Genomic DNA, 15,605 nt, shown 5'->3' on the forward strand with positions numbered 1-15,605 from the left:
CCTTCGCCGGGTGGGCAGGGTAGTCCCGCGGAAGCTCTTCGGGGCAGGCCCATGCAGTGCCGCGCAAGCATCAACTCGGCCGATTTCAGGCGCAGTTCAGCCGAGAGTCGGTCACTCGTCCGAGGGATGACGTGGTACGGGCGGGGCCCGGCACGTGACACGTGCCGGGTCCCGCCCCCTTCATGCGCGCTGCCCGCGCCTCACTGCGGAGGCGGCTGCTGCTGCCACCCCGGCCCCAGGCCGCCCTGCTGTTCGGGCTGCGGGGCGTCCGGAGCGGGCTGTTGCTGCTGCCAGTGCGCCGGCGGCTGGGCGGGCTGCTGGGTCCAGCCGCCCTGCTGCGGCGGGTAGCCGGCCGGCGGCTGACCCTGCTGCGGCTGCTGCGGCTGCTGCGGCTGGCCCTGCTGGGGCTGTGCCTGCTGGGCGTACTGCTGCTGGGCGTACGGATCGCCGCCCATCTGCTGCTGGGCGTACGGGTCGCCCATCTGCTGCTGCGGGTACATCCCCTGCGCCTGTTGTGCCCGCGCGAAGTCCTCGGCCACCAGAGCGGAGAGGTTGAAGTACGCCTCGCGGGTCTTGGGCCGCATCATGTCGAGGTCGACCTCGGCACCGGCGGCGAGATGCTCGTCGAAGGGGACGACCACCACGCCGCGGCAACGGGTCTCGAAGTGCGACACGATGTCATCGATCTTGATCATCTTGCCGGTCTCGCGGACGCCGGAGATGACCGTGATACCGCGCTGCACCAGATCGGCGTAGCCGTGCGCGGACAGCCAGTCCAGGGTGGTGCTCGCGCTGCTCGCACCGTCCACGGACGGGGTGGAGATGATGATCAACTGGTCGGCGAGGTCGAGCACTCCGCGCATCGCGCTGTAGAGCAGACCGGTACCCGAGTCGGTGAGGATGATCGGGTACTGCTGGCCGAGGATGTCGATCGCCCGCCGATAGTCCTCGTCGTTGAACGTCGTGGAGACCGCGGGGTCCACGTCGTTGGCGAGGATCTCCAGGCCCGAGGGGGCCTGCGAGGTGAACCGGCGGATGTCCATGTAGCTGTGCAGATGCGGGATCGCATGCACCAGGTCACGGATGGTCGCACCGGTCTCGCGGCGCACCCGTCGGCCGAGGGTGCCGGCGTCCGGGTTGGCGTCGATCGCCAGGATCTTGTCCTGCCGCTCGGACGCGAGGGTGGAGCCGAGGGCGGTGGTGGTCGTGGTCTTGCCGACACCGCCCTTGAGGCTGATCACCGCAATCCGGTAACAGGACATCACCGGCGTACGGATCAGCTCCAGCTTGCGCTGCCGCTCCGCCTCTTCCTTCTTCGCGCCCAGCTTGAACTTGGACGGCTGGGCATTGGCACCCGGCTTGCGCTTCTTGGGCTGGTTGCGCAGCAGCCGGTCGGAGGTCAGCTCCACGGCGGCGCTGTAGCCGAGCGGCGCGCCGGGGGCGGCCCGCTGCTGCGGCTGTTGCTGCCCCGGCTGCGAGTACGAGGCGTAGTTCGCCGCGGCGTTCGGGTCGCCGGCCTGCTGCCCGGGGAGCGGCTGGTACGGGGTCTGCTGCGCCTGAGGCGCTTGCTGGGCCTGCTGTGCCTGCTGGGCTTGCTGTGCCTGCGCGGCCTGTTGGGCCTGGACTGCCTGCTGTGCCTGCGCGGCTTGTTGGGCCTGAGCCTGCGCCTGCTGGGCGGCCTGCTGCTGGGCGTACGCCTGCTGTGCCTGATGGCCCTGCTGCGGGTAGCCCTGCGCGCCGGTCTGCGGGTAGCCGTACGCGGGCTGCTGCGTGGCCGCCTGGGGCTGCTGGGCGGCCTGCTGCTGCGGCTGCTGACCCTGCTGGGGGTAGCCGTACGCCGGCTGCGGATAGCCGTACGCGGGCTGTTGCTGCGGCGCGGGTGCGCCCTGCTGTTGTTGCGGGTAGCCGCCCTGCTGCGCCTGCTGGCCCTGCGGATAGCCGGCCTGCGGATGCTGCGGTGCCTGCTGCTGCGGCTGCTGCACGGGCGCCTGCGGTCGGCCCTGCTGCGCCTGCTGAGCGGCCTGCGCCTGGGCCTGCGGGTCCGCCGGCTGGAACTCCGGCGGCAGCGGCGGCAGCGCGCCCTGGGCGGGTACGCCCTGCGGCCGGCCGTCGGCGGCCGCACCCCACGGTGCGCCCTGCTGGGGGCCTTGCTGCTGCGGTACGCCCTGCGGCGGTGTCTGCTGCGGGGCCGCCTGCGGGGGCATGCCGTGCTGCTGCGGCACACCCTGTGGGGGCACGCCCTGCGGAGGCACGCCCTGTGGGGGCATGCCCTGTTGCGGCACCCCCTGCTGCGGCTGCTGGCCCTGCACGGCCTGGGCACCCTGTGCGGCGGCCTCGGGACCGGGCTGGGCGGGCGCGGGCTGCACAGGGGCAGGCTGTGCCACAGCGGTGGCCTCGGAAGCCGGGGCACCCCCCTCCACGGGGGCGTCGGACGCAGCCGCGGCCTCGGTCAGCGGTGCCGGGTCGGCGGGTGCGGCCTCCGGCTCGGACGCGTCGGCGGCCTCCGGCTCCGCGTCGTCCTCGTCGTCGTCCCAGAGCGAGGCCGACGGGTCGACACCGGTGCCGGCGCGCCGATTACCGGCAGCGGCACCGTCGTTCGCGGCCGGCGCGGGCGCCTCCGGAGTGACCGGGGGAGCGGCGACCGGCGCCTCGTTGCCCGCGTCCTGCGGGCGCAGCGTCGGGAATCCGGGCGGTGCGGCGTCCGCGGGCCCGGCCAGTGGCCGGCCCGTGGGGGGCCCGACGGGCGGCTGGGCCCCGGTGGGCCCAGTGGTGGACGAAGACGCAGGAGGAGCCGCGGGGGAGGCCGCAGCACCCGCGCCGCCACCACTGGTGTCGTTGCTCGCGTACCAGGCCGGCGCGGCGAAGTCGATCTTGAACTCACCGGTCAGGTCGAACTCGGACTGGTCGTCGTCAGGATCGTTTCCGTCCGGACGGAAAGCCTCCTGCTCGTTCACTGTGCCTCCTGGTGTATTGCCACGCACCTGAACGGCAGGACCGGATACAGGCGGATCGATCGGATGTAGCGGAAGTCGGAACACACCACCCGGGGTTGCGCCCACACTAACTGGCCCGTCCCCGTATCGACTGCCGTCGTGCTGTGCTCCTGCGGCTCCCCCACAGCCTAATCAACAGTCGGCACACAGCGGCAGTCGACGTCATGTCGTCTTCGGGCCCTTTCGGCACACTTACGGGCGCACCCGTGGATGCGCCCGTAAGTCGTGCCCGCGGCAGGCTGCCCGCGCCGCGCCGTGCGCGAGGCGGGCAACCGGCCCGTGATGCCGGTCAGTCCATCCGGCGCGGCCCGCCGAGCAGGTTGGTCTCGGCGTCCGTGGGCTGGGTCATGACGAACTGGTGGCCCTCGCGCGAGCACCACAGCATGGCGTTGTCGCTGAGCGTCGGCAGCACCGCGCCGACCTGCTCCGGAAGCCGCATGATTCGCGTCACAACGTCCGCCTCCTCGGGCGAAAGACGCTGCAGACCGACCAGATCGGCGCGGCTGAGCATCTGCGGCGAGCGCGGCCCGAGGAACGGCAGCACGGTCAGCACCGACTGCCAGGGGCTCGGGGCGAGCTGATTGCGCGGCGGCCGCGCACCCATGTCCCTCACGACCAGCACGGGGCTCGAAACCGACGGTCCCTGGGGTGCGATCTGGCGTACCTCGTGCACCGACACGCACTGCTGTCCGCCGCCCGCGGCCTGTGCCATCTGGCCCCAAACCGGCGGCCGCGCCGTCTCGACCGCGACCCGGGCGCCGGTGGCGACCGTACGCAGCGCCAGCACCTGCGCCATCCACACGCTGCCGACCAGGGCGATGTCCATCGGCGCCGGGCGCAGCAGGCTCAGCACGGCGGGCTGGTTCTGCGGGTCGATGCCGATGATCACGCCGTCGTCACCGACCGGCAGGGTCAGCGAGGCGAGCGACTCGGGCGTCAGGACGTGCGGGCTGCGCCGGGGACCGCGCAGACCGAAACCGGGCCGCAGCTTCGGGCCGGCCGGCCCCGCCTGCTCCTCCTCCGGACGCTGCTGGTGCGAGGGCCGGCGGCTGCCGTCGGCGCCCCCGGTCGTATTGCGCCAGCCGTTGCCGCTGGTGTTGACGCGGGGCTGATAGGTGGGAGAGGCCATCAGCGGGTACCTCCGAGGGGAAGCGTGGCCAGCAGGCCGGGCAGCTGTTCCCGGTCGAGCCGGACGAGCCCGACCTTCACGGAACCGGAACGACGCTCCAACTCGCTCTGCGCGGCCGTGAGTTCGTTCTCGCTGCGGGTGGAAAGACGGACGTAACCCGAGATGGCCGGGGCGTGGCCGCCGCCGTGCGTGGCGGTCAGCGCGAAGGTGCTGGCCATCGCCCTGGTGCTGGTCAGCAGCTGGGTGACGGCGGCCAACGGGGCGCCGCCCTGCCCCAGTTGGGGCCACCGGCCGATCCAGTACGTGGAGTGCCAGCGGTCGTCGCAGCGCATGGCCCGGGTCGTCTCCTGGGTGCGGCGGGCCGCCCGGCCGTCGCGCCCCATCGCACCGTTGGCGGCGCGCGGGCTGACGCACACGGCGGTGCCGATCGCGGCCACGACCTCGCGCTCGTCGAGCACCCGGGCCCGCACGCCGTGCGCGGTCAGCCGGCTGACGAGCTGGTCGGCGGCGCGCAGCAGCGAACGCTTGGCGCCCTCCATCCCGCCGCCGCGGGCCTCGATCGCCTCCGAGCACAGCTCGGGGTCGAGCTTGAGTGCGATCCACGTCAGCTGCAGGGCCGGCGTCTGCGTCTGGGCCTGCAGCGGCGCGTACGAGCGGGCCGCGACGGCCTGTTCGGGCAGGTGCGGGGCCGGCGCGGGCTGGGTGTACTGGACGAACTGCACCGATTCGAGGTGGATGTCCTCGACATCGAGCGCGGTGTGCAGCACATCGAGCGGCAGCATGTGGGTGCCGCGCTGCGGCCGTAGCGGCTCGTCCCGGGCGTCCACCTGGACGAGGGCCGTCAGGAACGTCCCGTCGCCGACGAAGCCGATGGCCCGCTGGTCCGCCTCGGTGGTGAACTCGTAGGTCTGCAGCGCCGGTTCGCACTCCACGACGGGGGCGAAGGCCGGGTCGACGCCCTGGGTGGCCGCGAGTGCGGAGGCGCTGTTCTTGCCGCGGCGCTTCATTGCCCGCACGGTGGTGATCCATTCCGGCAGCGGAATCCGCCGCCGGCGGCCGAGCGCGAAAATGACGAGCACTGCCGCGATCACGATCGCCGCGGTCAGTGCGGCCGGGTGGATCGACCAGCCCACCAACACCAGTGCCACGGCGAGTTCGATGATGGCCAGCTGCTGAACGCGGACGCCGCCGATGGTTCCGGCCTGCTGGCGCAGCCGCGGTGCCACCGGACCGGCCGGGCGGGCCGAAGAACCCCGGCCGCCATTTCCTCTGTTGCCCTGAGCTGTACCGTTTTGGCCAGCATTTCCCGCGGATTGCGGTGCAGCAGAAGGCTGTTGCTGCTGTTGCCGCCCATTGCGGCGTCGAGCCCTGGTGGCGCTGGACATCCCCCGGCCTGCTCCTCTACTGGTGGTGTGGCTCTAGGCGTATCGGTCGCCGCTGAGACTGGTGCGTTGGAAGGTGGCACCCGTACCGTACGGGTCGATCGACACACGGCATAGTAGAGGGCGCTGCGGCGAGAGTGCCGGGGGTGGTCGATGTGGATCCAACACGCGGGGAGAGAAAGCAACAATGGCATCACGTCGGGACGAGCTGAATGCGTATTCGTTCGCTCGAAAGCGCACGAATGCGGCATTTCTGAAGCCGCTGCCGAACGGTTCGATCGAGAGTGCCCCCAAGCCGCTCAAGGCGGTGGTGCCGAGCATCGTGATGGGGGTCGTGGTGCTCGTGGGATTCGGAGCCTGCGGCATTCTCAAGCCTGTTGCCCCGCAGGGATGGGACACGGTCGGGGCCAATGTCATTGTCGGGTCCGACTCCACCACGCGATATGTTGTTCTTCCCAACACGGACGCCGACGGGAAAAGTCATAAGCTGCTGCACCCCGTCCTGAACCTCGCCTCGGCCCGACTTCTCCTCGATCCCAATAAGTTCCAGGTCGTCCAGGTCAAGGATTCCGAGCTCGACGGAAAACTTCCGCACGGTCCGGCCGTCGGTATTCCGTATGCGCCCGACCGCCTTCCCGGCAAGGACGAGGTGGACAAGCCGAAGGTCTGGGCGGTGTGCGACCGTCCCGGCAGCGGCGAGAACAGCAAGCCCCAGCAGACGGTGTTCGTCCTCGGCGGCAAGGACAAGGACCTCGTCGAGGGCAAGGGCAAGCTCGACAACGACCAGGCGCTCTACATCGAGGACCCCAAGGGGCAGCGGTGGCTGGTCGACGAGAAGGGCGTGGCCTTCCAGTTCGACGCCACCCTGGGCGGGAAGATCGCGCCGGCGCAGGGCCCGACGAAGGCCAACAGCGACCTCCAGCGCATCATCTTCGGCGACTCCGCCGAACCGCAGAAGGTCTCCCAGCAGTTCATGGACACCCTCATCAAGAGCCCGGTCCCGATCGCCATGCCCCGTATCTCCGGTGCGGGCAAGCGGACCACCGCCATGGGCGTCCCGGACAGCGTGCGGACCATCGGCACGGTCCTCCAGGCGCGCGACAGCCAGCAGAAGTACGTCGTCCAGGCGGACGGCGTCTACAAGGTGACCGACTTCGTGGCGAACCTCCTCCTCGAGGGCCAGAACGCCAAGGACGTGCACCCGGACGGCACCGCGATGAAGCCCGTGGAGGTGTCCACCACGAGCATGACCCTGAAGCAGGACGCCGAGGGCCGCGCGGAGACCTACCTGGGCAAGATCCAGGGCACCGATATCGACATGCCGTGGCCGACCGAGACCGTCTCCGCCGCGAACAACTTCAAGGAGGGTTCGCAGACCGGCGGCCTGATCAACCCCACGGACAACGGGGTCTCCTGCAGCGTCTACAAGGGCACCAGCACCAAGTACCCGGGCGAGGCGAACAAAAAGCTGGGATTCCCGAACGGCGTGCCCAACATGCAGACCTGGGTCGGCAGGGACTATCCCGCAAAGATCGCTCCGGGTGCCAGCTCGTATGTCACCCCCGGCAACGGGCTGTTGTACCGCCAGGCCTCCACGCCTTCCGCGAAGTTCGGCAGTCTGTTCCTGGTGACCGACACCGGTCTGCGTTACTCCGTGCCCGAGAACAACGACGGGGAGAAGGCCGGCAAGGCCAACCAGGAGGGCGGCCAGTCACAACTCCGCCTCGGCTACAAGGATGCGCATCCGCCGCTGATCCTGAAGACCTGGTCCGAACTCCTCTCCGCGGGCCCGTCGCTGGACGTTCAAAGCGCCCATAAGCCGCAGGCTTCGTGACGTACGGAGGCCGGGCCGATACCCTTCACGGGAGTATCGCCCCGGCCTCCCGCCAAATCGCGACTTCCGGTTCCTGCGATCTTCTCTTTGCGGTCAGGCCTTTGTGGTCAGGATTTCCCACTCTGACCGATAGCACCGCATCTGCCCGAATTCCCCGAACGCGGTTTCCCTGCGGGCGAGTTGACTATGTGGTGATCCCGCAACAAGAGCTCTCCCCCAGTTGGGAACAGACGTGTGGAGTGGTTAAAGTGGTCGAAGGCGTCAGCAGGAGATGCCCACCACGCAAGCCGGCTCCGTCGGTGCGGCGCGGTACGACGTACAAGTCTCATGGGGGACGTTGACTATGGCTGGTCAGCAGTACACAACCACCGAGGAGGAGATGGTCGCGTTCAGCGGCAAGATCTCCTCGGTCAACCAGTCGATCCAGGGCGAGATCTCGCGCCTGAACACGGTCGTCGACACCATCACGTCCGGGTGGAAGGGTGCTGCGGCCTCCTCGTACAACCAGCTGCAGTCGCAGGTGAACGAGGACGCCAACCGTCTCAACCAGCTTCTGGGTGAGATCAAGGAAGCGATCGACGAGACCACGAAGAACTACTCCGCCTCCGAAGAGGAGCAGGCCCAGTCGATTTCGCACGTCTCCGCTTCGGCTTCCCCGTTCGGATGATGGAGCCGCGCCGCTCCGTGCGGCGCAGCGGCTCAGCGGCCGCAGCACGGGCCAGTCGGGCACTCCCGTCGGCCCGCTGCGGCATGAATCGACCCGGCATCATCAACTCCTGAGGAGACACCATGTCAGGCCAGATCCTCGTTAATTTCGCGACGATCTCGCAGGCCAGTTCCGACGTGCGCGGGACGGCCAACAACATCCGCCAGCAGCTCGACGACCTCGAGGCGGGCGTCAAGAAGATCGCCGCCAGCTGGGAAGGTGCGGCGCAGGAGGGCTACCAGGCCCGCCAGCGCGAGTGGGACCAGCGCGCGGCATCCCTGCACTCGACGCTCGAGGCCATCGCCAAGGCGCTCGACCAGGCCGCTCAGAACTACCAGGCCACCGAGCACAAGAACTCCGGTATCTGGGCGGGCTGACCTCGCGTCGGCACACGTACGGATAGCGATCGGCTGAGCAGCCCCGACGGCTCGCACAGTGGTCAATGAGGGCGAGCGCGCTGCTTCAGTGCGCTCGCCCTTCTGCCGTCCAAGCCGCCCTCCGCTTTCCTCCACGCCTCACTCCCCAACCCCCCACTCCTCACTCCGCTTCTCACTCCTCGCCCCTCCCCTTCCGCCCTTCATGGAGAGCAGACAACCCGTGGGATCTCGCGCCATTGGTCATCGAGCCGGGCACCGTCGCCGAACGACGGGCGCCTTGGTTACGGCGGCGTGCATCGTCGGCCTGTCCAGCGCCACCGCCGCACCGGCCGTCGCGGACGAGAACGTCCCGCTCAACAGCGGTGAGTGCAAGTTCGGCGCCGACTACATCAAAGAGACCCCGTGGTCGCTGCAGCGCATACTGACCAATCAGATGTGGGCGTACGGAAAGGGGAAGGGAATCCGGGTCGGCGTCGTCGACACCGGTATCGACGCGCAAAACCCGCAGATCAAGGACGCGATCGGCAGCGGAGGCATCTCCCTCGTCAAGGGAAAGCCGAACGACGACAAGGTCGGCCACGGCACCAAAGTGGCAGGCATCATCGCCGCCCGCCCCATGAAGGGTTCCGGCTTCTACGGAATAGCGCCCGAGGCAACCGTCGTCCCCTTCCAGCAGACCTCGCAGGAAAAGCCCGGCACCGCCGACAGCCTCGCGACGGCCATCAAGAAGGCCGTGGACGAGAACGTCGACATCATCAATATCTCGCAGGGAACCGCCGCCGATCCGCGCCTGCTGCCCACCCTTGAGCGAGCGGTCAAGTACGCCGAGACACACGAGGTTCTGATCGTCGCCTCGGCCGGCAACGGCGGCGCCGACGGCGGCGAGAAGGACATGTGGCCCGCGGCCTACTCGGAGAAATACCCCAACGTCCTCGCAGTCGCCGCCTCGGACCGGAACAACGAGCGGGCACCCTTCTCCCAGTCCGGAAAGTTCGTCCAGATCGCCGCGCCGGGCGTCGACATGGTCTCCACCGTCCCCGACGGCGGAAACTGCGTCGACCAGGGCACCAGCTTCGCCGCTCCCTACGTCGCGGGAGCCGCGGCCCTGCTCAAGGCGAAGCACACCAAGTGGACTCCGCAGCAGCTCATCTGGCAGCTCGAAAAGACCGCCGAGCGCGTGCGCCCGAACCGGAACGACTTCATCGGCTGGGGCGTCGTCGATCCGGTGGCGGCCCTCAACGACGACACGGTGCCCACCGGAGAGCCCAAGCCGGACAAGCCCTCCAACGTGGCTGACGGCTCCAACATCCATCCGGTCGCCGTCGCCCTCGGCGAAAGCCCCGAGGACCGACGCGCCCGCTATTCCATCTACATTGTCGGCGGCGGACTTCTCGCCGTCGGCACGGTAGTTGGCTCCGCCATCGCACTCCGCGACTGGCGGCGTAAGACTGGTTTGCGAACACACGGGGAGGCCTAACCATGGCTCATGGGCAGTACGGGGTTGATCTGGATGCCTTGGACCAGGTCATCAAAGAGCTCAACCATGTCCTCAAGGAGATGGGTGACTCAAAGAGCACGGCCACGAACAGCACCTACCTTCCGAAGGGCTCCTTGGGCGAGGGATTCAAGGAAGAGGCCGAACTCTATGGCGCTCACGCGAAGATGAAGGGCGAGATCGAAAAGATGATGCACATGGTCGAGGGCCTCGTCGACACTTTCGGGAAGAAGTCGCACAAGGTCAGGGGCGCGTACCAGGACGCGGAAGCGGACAACTCGATCTCCATGTCCGGTAAGTGACGTCAGCCGGCGGATCGTAGTGACAGACAGGCATGTTCGATGACGGAGTGGGGGACAGCAGATGGCGTCGAAGGACACTGAGTTCAAGCCGGCGAAGGTCCAGGTGCCGGAGCCACCTAAGAGGGCTGCCAAGGGGTCGGGGGAGGCTCAAGAAGTCGGCCACGACGTCATCGCGAGCCGTCCTCAGTTCACTGAGAAGGGACTCAACGACCTCAAGCAGATGGTGGCGGGGGCCAACCCGACAGAGGTTGGCAATGTCGCCAAGGGCTGGCGGGACGTCCGAGTTGCACTAGTCGGTGAAGGCTGGGACGGAGGCATCAAGAAGCACTTCGATGATGCCGTGCAGAAGGTCCTGCAGACCTGGCACGGCTCTTCTGCCGATCAGTTTGCCGCCTCGGCGCAAAAGATCAGCGAAAACTTCGCGAATCTCGCGCTGTATCCGCACAACACCGGCGAGGTCCTGCGACAGATCGGCGACAACCTCAAGGACGTCCAGAAGTTCGTCGACGAGGTCAAGGAGCCGAGCGGGTGGGAGAGCAAGGAAGACTGGCTCGCCGATAAAGCCAGTTCGGGCGTGGGCAAGGGCGCAGCGATCGGGAACAGCATCATGCCGGGTGGAGGCGGTGCCCTGGTCGGCGGCCTTGTCGGTGGGATGGTCGGCGGCGATGGTCGGGATGACTCGCAGCTGAAGGTAGACCTCCAGAACCCGAACATGAGCATCTGGGATGCCATGAACAAGAACCGCACCAGCTTGTCGCTGGGGAAGGAGCGTCAGCTGCAGGCTGCTCACTATATGGAGCAGTTGGGGACGACGTACCGGGCGGGGGCGAAGGCCTTGGGCTCAAGCCGAATTGATGACGACCGCATCAAGCCGCCGGACCACGACGGTGATGGTGGCGGTGGTGCGATCCCAGGCATCGGCGCCTTTGGCCCGATGCCATCCACTCCGAAGACAGGTGCACCTACCGGGAAGATGCCGGGCATGAAGGGCGGCGGGTACTCAACTCCGCAGCCGATGGAACCGCCGCGGCCGCACGGCATCGATGGTGGCGTCGGCAGCGTTCCTAAGGCTCCTGCACCACACGTTGGGACAGGACTTGACGGTCTCCAAGGAGGAACCGGTCCGGGCATTGGAGGCGCCGGTGGTGGCGGCGTCGGTGGCGGCGTGGGTACTGGCGGTTTGGGCGGCGGCTCCGGAAGCGTCGGCGCGGGCTCTGGTCCCGGCGTCGGCGGCTCTGGCGCACCCGGCATGGTCGGGGGTATCGGCGCCGGTGGCGCTCGTGCCGGGGGCGCGGGCGCCGGCGCGGGCGCGCGGGGCGGCCGCGCCGGCATGCCCGGCATGGGTGGAGCCGCTGGCGCCGGCAAGGGTGCTGGCGCAAAGGGCGCTGGCGCTGGCGGTAAGGGCAGTGCGTTGGCACGCCAGAAGGGCGGTGTCGTCGGCGGGAAGGGCGGCAAGCTCGGAGCCGGGGGGCAAGGAGGATCTGGCTTGCACCGCAGTCGTGGCGGCACGCAGCAGGGTGCTTCTGGCGGTCGCCGCCCGGCAGGGATGGCCGGCGCGCATGGTGCTCACGGGGCAAAGGGTAAGGACAAGGGCGGAGAGAACGGCCAGCGCCCGGACTACCTGGTAGAAGAAGAGGAGACTTGGACGCCGGAGCGCAACGTGGCGCCCAAGGTCATCGAGTAGGGACCTGTCAGTCCAGATAGGGTGCTCGGCGGAATCGAGGTGGGGCCCGCAGTCCTCGGGCTGCGGGCCCCACCGTCGCTACGGAGAGGTGTACGGCATGAGCTTCACGCGGACGCTGCGTGCGGTGGGCGGCGCGGTGGTGGCGGGAGCACTGCTCTTCAGCGCCGCCCCGGCCGCTTTGGCTGATCAGAACAGGGATGATCAGTGGCCACTCAAGGCGTTCGACGCCGCGAGTATCTGGAAGGAGTCCACAGGGAAGGGCGTCACGGTCGCGGTAATCGATGATCCCGTTAACGGCAGTCATCCAGACCTGAAGGGCAATGTGCTGCCGGGGAAGAGTTTTATTGATGGTGGACGCGGTGACCGCAAGGGCACGGGCGATCACGGAACTGGTATGGCGTCACTCATTGCTGGGCATGGGCACGGGACCGGTAGTGCTGATGGCGTCATGGGACTGGCGCCGGATGCGAAGATTCTTCCCGTTGCTTCTCCGGAGGTCGGAGTCGGAGTAGACAACAGTGGCCTTAGCGACTGGATTAGGTATGCAGTCGATCATGATGCCTCCGTCATCAACCTATCGATCAACCCTGCCGGCCTCGCCGACTCCGATAAGCAAGCCGTTGCCTATGCTGTCCAGAAGGATGTCCTGGTTGTAGCCGGTGCAGGAAACGACGGAGAGAGTAAGCTCAGCGAGCTTGCTTCCACTCCAGGTGTCGTTTCCGTGGGTGCGGTGGACAAGACCGGGAAGGTATGGGCAAAGTCCAATTCTGGTAGCCGACTGATGCTTTCGGCGCCAGGTGTAGAGATCACATCCGCTTCTGCTACTGCGGGACAATATCGACTGGCGGACGGTACGTCCGACTCCACTGCCTATGTCTCGGCCGCTGCGGCACTCCTGCGTTCGAAGTTCCCTGATCTCTCCGCAGGTCAGATCGCCAACCGGCTCGTGAAGTCCGCCGGCCTGCCGCCGGGTAAGAAGGGCCTTGAACTTCCCGACCCACACTATGGATATGGCTTCATTCAGCCGTTGAAGGCGCTGACTGCCGATATCCCTGCCGGCTCCAAGAACGGTCCGCTGAAGACGCCGAAGGCGGATTCGTCCGCGGGTGTGGGCGGTGCGAGCGCGGGTAGTGGCGGCCAGCAGGCAAGTGGCGAGAAGGACGAGGGTCTTGGTGTGGGTGCCATCGTGGGTATCGCGGCTGGTGTACTCATTGTCGTCGCGGTCATTGTCATTGTCGTTGTCCGGCAGAAGAAGAACGGCCGTAACGGACCGCCGCCTGGTGGCCCTGGTGGCCCTGGTGGCTATGGCGGCCCCGGCTTCCCGCAGCAGCCGGGTCCGTACCAGCAGCAGCCCGCTCCGTATCAGCAGCCGGGTGCGTATCAGCAGCAGCCCGGTGCTCAGGGCTATCCGCCGGTACCGCCGAACCAGCCGCCGGGTCATTGAGGGCCACCGGAATTGAGCGCATGATGCCGTCAGGTTTCTGACTGCGGCTGTTTCGAGCAGGAATGGCCCGATCCCCGTCGGACGGGACATGCGTCAGCTTGCGACAGGCAGTCGGCAAACGCTTCTTGGGTCCGCAGCCATCAGGCTGCGGACCCAAGTTGTTTGATGTGGTGGAACTCTTGCGGGGCCTGGGCCCGTTCTCCGTATGCCCGGGGTGAGGGGCGGTATGGGCGCCACGCACGTCCTGAAGATCTCCGACGGTTCCCCAGCAGGCGAGCCAGGGGAATCCGGCAGTCCTCCCTCGCTCTCTCCGCCAGGCCCCATGGCGCGGACCGGCCGGCTCTACATGACGGCCATCGGCTCCGCGGACATGATCAGGGTGAGAAGACCTACGCCATGGTCGCCCTCACGCTGCACCGGTAGCTGTGGTCGCACGCATCCGGCACCGGGACGTGCGCGGCGTCGCCTCACCCACCTGCTGTCCTGCGATGGGTGAGGCGACGCCGCGCTGTCGGCTGTGATGCCTCGCCACCTCTTCGGTGAGGAGGGGCGAGGGGGCGGGCTTGCACACCCTGGGGCCGTCGCTCCTCGCCTCACTGCCGACTCGTCGTATCGGCCGGTGTCACCCGAACACCGAGCGGACCTCGTCCGTGACGTCCTGGTGGCGGGTGGCGGCGCCGCCGGTGTGGCGGTCGGTGTGGCGTTGGGCGGCGTTCAGGCCTCGGTTGGTGAGGTCTTCCTTGGCGTGGTCGATGTAGGTGCCGGGGTCGGCGAGGCTGGTGACGCCGTCCTTGTACTCCTGGGCGCCTTCCTTGAGGCCGTCGACGTATTCGCCGGCCTTCCCCTTGCCGATGTCTGCGGTTTCGCCCCAGTCGATTCCGTCGCGGGCGCCGAAGTGGCTCTCGATGCCCTGCTGGGCGACGTTCTGGGTCATCTCCGTGGCGGCCTCTTTGGCCTTGTTCTTGCCCTCTTCGACGATCTTGTCCTTGGCGATCTCCTTCGCCTGGTCGACGACCTTGTCCTTGACGGTTTCCTTGACCGTCTTCTTGACGTAGTCCGTCGCCAGTTTGCGGGCTTCCTTGGAAACGGCCTTCTTCGCCATCTTCTTGATGGCGTCCATGGTGGCGTGTTCCATGGCCTTGGTGGCCGCTTCCATGACCTCGCGTTTGATCTTGTCGAGGATCTGGCGGACGATCAGGCGGGTCGCCTGGGTGGCGCCCGCGGCGCCGATCTCGGAGAGGCCCAGGGTGAAGGGTGCGGCGGCCTGGGCCGCGATGATCTCGGCGGCCAGCATGACGAGCTGGACGATGACCGCGATCTTTCCGGCGAGGACGGCTATGGCCGCCGCGTCGAAGGCGACGGCGATGACTTCCGCCGCCGCGGCGGCATCGCGGAGATAGTTGTCCCCGCCGTCCCCGCCGCCGGAGAAAGAACCCCATTCCCGCGAAAAGCCCTCGATCGCCTCGCCGGAGTTGGCGGAGACGACTTCGTTGGCTGCCGAAGAACCCTGGGTGGACGCCTGGTTGACGGACTCGGCGAAGTTGCGCCAGACCTGGGCGCACTCATGGAGCTTGTCCTCGTCGGCGTCCGGCCAGTTGTAGCCGAGGAGGTCCAGGACCCAAGCCACCTCGCTTGGCAGCGTCAATGACACAGTGATCGTCCCCCGTGCAGTTTTAACCGATTGCGGAGCAATGGAGAGAGAAAATGGGAAGTGGGAAGGAGAGAGGCGCAGGCCGCCGTCGGCGCGAGTGGGGTGCGGCGGGCCGGAGTTCAGATGGCCGGGCGGCCGACGGCGCTGATGGCGTGAATGCCCTGCTCGTCGGATTGGGTGTACGAGCCGGCCATGTGCTGCAACTTGTCGCCGATACCTTCGAGGTGCTCGCCCAAGGAGTCCATCGACTCGAACATGCCGTCCCGGATGGGCGTGTAGATCGTTTCGAAGATGTCGCCGAAGTCGCAGTTCTCCCACGGGCTGCCGAGGCCTTCAAGGTCGTCCTGTAGCTTCTTCGACGCCTTGGAGAAATCGCTGCCGATGTGGACGAAGGCAGTGCCCTGTGTGCGCAGCACATCCGGATCTACGTCGAATGCCTTGCCTGCCACTCTTGCCCCCGTGCTGCCGTGTATACCGCGCAGATATCTGTCGCGTCTTTAGTGATTCCACCCTAGGTGATCTCAATCCAGGCGCGTCAAGGCAAGGAGTGTGGAGGGAGCGTGGGCATTTTGACATCGAACAGCCTTGTGGGGCAGGGGAATTGACCC

The 15,605-nt window shown here is 67.7% G+C and carries 12 protein-coding genes; 7 read left to right on the forward strand and 5 right to left on the reverse strand.

Going from position 1 to position 15,605, the window contains the following annotated elements; all coding sequences use genetic code 11:
- Positions 1-200: 200 nt before the first annotated feature.
- From BKA18_RS26475 to eccE, 3 genes are all read right to left on the reverse strand, one after another.
- Complete coding sequence (locus tag BKA18_RS26475) at positions 201-2,954, reverse strand: SCO5717 family growth-regulating ATPase (protein WP_366047341.1); 2,754 nt, start codon at positions 2,952-2,954, stop codon at positions 201-203.
- Positions 2,955-3,282: 328 nt separating this feature from the next.
- Positions 3,283-4,122 (reverse strand): hypothetical protein, encoded by an 840-nt coding sequence (locus BKA18_RS26480; RefSeq protein ID WP_366047340.1) that lies wholly within the window; start codon positions 4,120-4,122, stop codon positions 3,283-3,285.
- The gene (gene eccE / locus BKA18_RS26485) at positions 4,122-5,348 is read right to left on the reverse strand and encodes a type VII secretion protein EccE (protein ID WP_366047339.1); all 1,227 of its coding nucleotides are present in this window, start codon (positions 5,346-5,348) and stop codon (positions 4,122-4,124) included. The genes BKA18_RS26480 and eccE overlap by 1 nt, the downstream gene beginning before the upstream one ends.
- Before the next feature lie 343 nt (positions 5,349-5,691).
- On the opposite strand from eccE, the gene BKA18_RS26490 reads away from it, so the two are divergent.
- The 7 genes from BKA18_RS26490 (at position 5,692) to BKA18_RS26520 (ending at position 13,346) form a co-directional block, all read left to right on the forward strand.
- Complete coding sequence (locus tag BKA18_RS26490) at positions 5,692-7,338, forward strand: type VII secretion protein EccB (RefSeq protein ID WP_366047338.1); 1,647 nt, start codon at positions 5,692-5,694, stop codon at positions 7,336-7,338.
- Between the two features lie 343 nt (positions 7,339-7,681).
- Positions 7,682-8,005: a WXG100 family type VII secretion target gene (locus BKA18_RS26495; protein WP_006602761.1), complete on the forward strand. Its 324-nt coding sequence runs from the start codon at positions 7,682-7,684 to the stop codon at positions 8,003-8,005.
- A 122-nt stretch (positions 8,006-8,127) separates the two neighbouring features.
- On the forward strand, positions 8,128-8,421 hold the full coding sequence (locus tag BKA18_RS26500) for a WXG100 family type VII secretion target (RefSeq protein ID WP_006602760.1): 294 nt from the start codon (positions 8,128-8,130) through the stop codon (positions 8,419-8,421).
- Between the two features lie 220 nt (positions 8,422-8,641).
- Positions 8,642-9,898 carry a type VII secretion-associated serine protease mycosin gene (gene mycP, locus BKA18_RS26505; RefSeq protein ID WP_366047337.1) on the forward strand — a complete coding sequence of 419 codons (1,257 nt, stop codon included), beginning with the start codon at positions 8,642-8,644 and terminating at the stop codon, positions 9,896-9,898.
- 2 nt (positions 9,899-9,900) lie between these two features.
- Entirely contained in the window at positions 9,901-10,218 is a 318-nt protein-coding gene (locus BKA18_RS26510; protein ID WP_366047336.1) for a hypothetical protein, read from the forward strand.
- Between the two features lie 61 nt (positions 10,219-10,279).
- On the forward strand, positions 10,280-11,902 hold the full coding sequence (locus tag BKA18_RS26515; protein WP_366047335.1) for a hypothetical protein: 1,623 nt from the start codon (positions 10,280-10,282) through the stop codon (positions 11,900-11,902).
- Positions 11,903-11,999: 97 nt separating this feature from the next.
- Positions 12,000-13,346: a S8 family serine peptidase gene (locus BKA18_RS26520; protein WP_366047334.1), complete on the forward strand. Its 1,347-nt coding sequence runs from the start codon at positions 12,000-12,002 to the stop codon at positions 13,344-13,346.
- A gap of 622 nt (positions 13,347-13,968) precedes the next feature.
- Here BKA18_RS26520 and BKA18_RS26525 read toward each other — a convergent pair.
- Both BKA18_RS26525 and BKA18_RS26530 read right to left on the reverse strand, forming a co-directional pair.
- A complete protein-coding gene (locus BKA18_RS26525; RefSeq protein WP_366047333.1) occupies positions 13,969-14,973 on the reverse strand; it encodes a WXG100-like domain-containing protein in 1,005 nt (334 codons plus the stop codon).
- A 143-nt stretch (positions 14,974-15,116) separates the two neighbouring features.
- Positions 15,117-15,446, reverse strand: a complete 330-nt coding sequence (locus tag BKA18_RS26530; protein ID WP_366047332.1) for a WXG100 family type VII secretion target — start codon at positions 15,444-15,446, stop codon at positions 15,117-15,119.
- Positions 15,447-15,605 lie beyond the last annotated feature (159 nt).

Origin of the sequence: Streptomyces auratus (genome assembly GCF_050433025.1) — a bacterium.
Lineage (GTDB): Bacteria > Actinomycetota > Actinomycetes > Streptomycetales > Streptomycetaceae > Streptomyces > Streptomyces sioyaensis.

What these genes read in the sequence shown, in the direction of transcription:
- BKA18_RS26510 (WP_366047336.1), top strand. Translation starts at nt 9,901, where the DNA reads ATGGCTCATGGGCAGTACGGGGTTGATCTGGATGCCTTGGACCAGGTC.
- BKA18_RS26495 (WP_006602761.1), top strand. Translation starts at nt 7,682, where the DNA reads ATGGCTGGTCAGCAGTACACAACCACCGAGGAGGAGATGGTCGCGTTC.
- BKA18_RS26515 (WP_366047335.1), top strand. Translation starts at nt 10,280, where the DNA reads ATGGCGTCGAAGGACACTGAGTTCAAGCCGGCGAAGGTCCAGGTGCCG.
- BKA18_RS26500 (WP_006602760.1), top strand. Translation starts at nt 8,128, where the DNA reads ATGTCAGGCCAGATCCTCGTTAATTTCGCGACGATCTCGCAGGCCAGT.
- BKA18_RS26490 (WP_366047338.1), top strand. Translation starts at nt 5,692, where the DNA reads ATGGCATCACGTCGGGACGAGCTGAATGCGTATTCGTTCGCTCGAAAG.
- BKA18_RS26520 (WP_366047334.1), top strand. Translation starts at nt 12,000, where the DNA reads ATGAGCTTCACGCGGACGCTGCGTGCGGTGGGCGGCGCGGTGGTGGCG.
- BKA18_RS26480 (WP_366047340.1), bottom strand. Translation starts at nt 4,122, where the DNA reads ATGGCCTCTCCCACCTATCAGCCCCGCGTCAACACCAGCGGCAACGGC.